This window comes from Bradyrhizobium sp. PRIMUS42 (assembly GCF_023006515.1).
GTDB lineage: Bacteria > Pseudomonadota > Alphaproteobacteria > Rhizobiales > Xanthobacteraceae > Bradyrhizobium.
Genome location: NZ_JALBGZ010000703.1, coordinates 1 through 3,214, shown reverse-complemented (window position 1 = coordinate 3,214; position 3,214 = coordinate 1). Strand labels below are relative to the sequence as shown.

The window sequence follows — 3,214 nt, the reverse complement described above, 5'->3', positions numbered from 1 at the left end:
CTGCTGCTGCGCCTGCCGCGGCTGCCAAGGCTCCCGCCGGCGGCGACAAGAAGAAGTAATCTCTCAAAGCTGGCGCGCGGTCCCTGACCGCGCGCCAAGCGAGGGGCGCGCCGCGTCATGCGACTCTTTGTTGGGCTCGGCAATCCCGGCGCGAAATACGCACGCAACCGGCACAATGTCGGCTTCATGGCCGTCGACGAAATCGCGCGGCGTCATGGTTTCGCACCATGGCGCCGTCGTTTTCAGGGCGAGACCTCGGAAGGCGCGCTCGGACCTGAGCGCGTGATCCTGCTCAAGCCCACGACCTACATGAACGATTCCGGCCGTGCCGTGCAGGAAGCCGCAAGCTTCTTCAAGATCGCTCCTGGCGACGTTACCGTGTTCCACGACGAGCTCGAACTGCCGCCGGGCAAGGTGCGGGTCAAGATCGGCGGCGGCATCGCCGGACACAACGGTTTGCGTTCGATTTCGGCGCATATCGGCAATGACTATCGCCGCGTGCGTCTCGGCATCGGTCATCCCGGCGTCAAGGAACTGGTGCACGGCCACGTGCTGTCGGACTTCGCCAAGGCTGATAACGACTGGGTGGCGACGCTGTGCGAGGCGGTGGCCGAGCATGCGGCGTTGGTTGCCAAGGGCACGGACGCGACCTTCGCCAACAGGGTCCATCTTGCCATGCAGGCGAAGGGGTTTTTGACCAAGGACGAGAACGGAGAGAAGTCGAGCTGATCTCTCTCCGTCATGGCCGGGTCAAGCCCGGGCATGACGACTTCAACGAACGCACGCGCCGGGCGCGAAGACTGGATGAGACCATGGGATTCAAATGCGGGATCGTCGGATTGCCCAATGTCGGCAAGTCGACCTTGTTCAATGCGCTGACCGAGACGGCCGCGGCGCAAGCCGCGAACTATCCGTTCTGCACCATCGAGCCGAATGTCGGCGAGGTCGCCGTGCCCGATCCGCGGCTCGACAAGCTCGCGGCGATCGCCAAGTCGGGACAGATCATCCCGACCCGGCTGACCTTCGTCGACATCGCGGGCCTCGTCCGCGGCGCTTCCAAGGGTGAAGGCCTCGGCAATCAATTTCTGGCCAACATCCGCGAGGTCGACGCGATCGCGCATGTGGTGCGCTGCTTCGAGGATTCCGACATCACCCATGTCGAGGGCAAGATCGCCCCGCTCGCCGACATCGAGACCATCGAGACCGAGCTGATGCTCGCCGATCTCGACAGCCTCGAAAAGCGCGTCGACAACCTCACCAAGAAGGCCAAGGGCAACGACAAGGACGCCAAGGAGCAGCTCGACCTCGTCAACCGCACCCTGGTGCTGCTGCGCGAGGGCAAGCCCGCGCGCCTCGTCGAGCGCAAGGCCGAGGAGGAGCGCGCTTTCGGGATGCTCGGCTTGCTGTCGTCCAAGCCCGTGCTCTACGTCTGCAACGTCGAGGAAGGCTCGGCCGCAACGGGCAATTCGTTCTCCACGGCGGTGCAGGAGCAGGCCGCCAAGGAAGGCGCCGTTGCCGTCGTCATCTCGGCCAAGATCGAATCCGAGATCGCCACCATCTCACGCGAGGAACGCGCCGACTTCCTGGAGACGCTGGGCCTGGAGGAGGCCGGCCTCGACCGCCTGATCCGTGCCGGCTACACGCTGCTCGACCTCATCACCTATTTCACCGTGGGTCCGAAGGAAGCGCGCGCCTGGACCATCTATCGCGGCACCAAGGCGCCGGGCGCGGCCGGCGTAATCCATACCGATTTCGAGAAGGGTTTTATTCGCGCCGAGACGATTGCGTATGAGGACTACGTCGCGCTGGGCGGCGAAGCCGGCGCCCGCGATGCCGGCAAGCTGCGGCTCGAAGGCAAGGAATACGTCGTCGCCGACGGCGACGTGATGCATTTCAGGTTCAATACGTAAGCAGCGAACACTGGCGCCGCAGGGTGGGCAAAGCGAAGCGTGCCCACGGCCTCTCTCTCAAATCCCGAATGATGGTGGGCACGGCGCTTTGCGCCTTTGCCCACCCTACGCACCTCGCTGCCTCACCGCATCCCGCTGCCCTGGTCCCGGATCGCGCCGAGATGCTCGTTGATGCGGAAGACGATCAGGATCAGCTCCGCGACGATGCGCGAGAACACGATGCCGACGACGACGCTCGCGATCGACGACAGCAGCACCAGGAAGCCGCCGAACGGGCTGATCGCCATGGCAGCCAGGCCCGAAAAGATGCCGGAGAGGCCGAACAGGCAGATCAGCGCGATCACCAGCCAATAGAAGGTCTTGATGATCGTCGGCGTGATGAACCGGTCCCATTGGAAAAGGTCGCTGAATGAAAACATTGATCTCCCCAGGGCAAATCGGGCCCGCAAACTGGCCTTGGCGCTCGGGTCCTGGCCCTCGATTGGTCCGACTCAAGGCCGCCGCCACCCCGTGTGTAGCACGAGCCATGCGGGCCGGCGGGTTGAGATTGCCGCAAAGTGCGGCCACAATCTGTCATTCCCGCAAAGCTTGCCCAAGATGACCCTGACCTTCGAAGATTTCCCGCCCGGCCGGTTCGGCACATTCGGCCCGCACCATGTCACCCGCGACGAGATTTTGGCCTTTGCCGCCGAGTTCGATCCGCAGCCCATGCACCTGGACGAGGAGGTCGCAGCCAAAAGCATGCTGCGCGGCCTGTCCGGCTCAGGCTGGCACCTCTGCTCGCTGATGATGCGGATGATGGCCGACGGCTTCATCACCCGAGCCGCTTCGATGGGGTCTCCCGGCGTCGATGAGGTCCGTTGGCTGTCGCCGCTCAGGCCGGGTGACGACCTGATACTCGATGTCGATGTGATGGAGGCACGCACCTCGAAGAGCCGGCCCGAGCTCGGAATCGTCACGTTCAAATGCACCGCGCGCAACGCCAAGGGGCAAGCGCTCGCCGAGATGACCTCGCCGATCCTGATCAAGCGGCGCGAGGGGACGGTCTGATGCGGTACTTCGAGGACATCGAGATCGGCCAGCGCCGCGAGATCGGCGCCTATACGTTCACTGCGGAGTTGATCAAGAAGTTCGCCGCCAAGTTCGATCCGCAGCGTTTTCATCTCGACGAGGAGGAGGGCAAGAACTCGCTGTTCGGCGGGCTTGCGGCGTCGGGCTGGCATGTCGGCTCGGCCTGCATGAGCCTGATTGTCGCCGACGGCCAGCGTCTGGCGCGCGAAGCTGCGGCGCGCGGCGAGGAGGTC

4 protein-coding genes and 1 pseudogene are annotated in these 3,214 nt (G+C 64.3%); 4 read left to right on the top strand and 1 reads right to left on the bottom strand.

Annotated features, from left to right (window positions below; genetic code table 11):
* The first annotated feature begins 117 nt into the window (after window positions 1–117).
* On the top strand, window positions 118–729 hold the full coding sequence (pth, locus tag MOV75_RS32155) for an aminoacyl-tRNA hydrolase (protein ID WP_246931444.1): 612 nt from the start codon (window positions 118–120) through the stop codon (window positions 727–729).
* Window positions 730–812: 83 nt separating this feature from the next.
* Window positions 813–1,910, top strand: a complete 1,098-nt coding sequence (gene ychF / locus MOV75_RS32150) for a redox-regulated ATPase YchF (protein ID WP_246931443.1) — start codon at window positions 813–815, stop codon at window positions 1,908–1,910.
* A 122-nt stretch (window positions 1,911–2,032) separates the two neighbouring features.
* Here ychF and MOV75_RS32145 read toward each other — a convergent pair whose 3' ends face one another.
* A complete protein-coding gene (locus tag MOV75_RS32145) occupies window positions 2,033–2,329 on the bottom strand; it encodes a DUF4282 domain-containing protein (RefSeq protein WP_028134403.1) in 297 nt (98 codons plus the stop codon).
* A 178-nt stretch (window positions 2,330–2,507) separates the two neighbouring features.
* Between MOV75_RS32145 and MOV75_RS32140 the strand changes: the two genes are divergently transcribed.
* Together MOV75_RS32140 and MOV75_RS32135 are read left to right on the top strand one after the other, a co-directional pair.
* Window positions 2,508–2,960 carry a MaoC family dehydratase gene (locus MOV75_RS32140; RefSeq protein WP_246931442.1) on the top strand — a complete coding sequence of 151 codons (453 nt, stop codon included), beginning with the start codon at window positions 2,508–2,510 and terminating at the stop codon, window positions 2,958–2,960.
* A pseudogene (locus MOV75_RS32135) lies at window positions 2,960–3,214 on the top strand (MaoC/PaaZ C-terminal domain-containing protein); the annotation flags it as partial. The gene MOV75_RS32140 and the pseudogene MOV75_RS32135, both read left to right, overlap by 1 nt.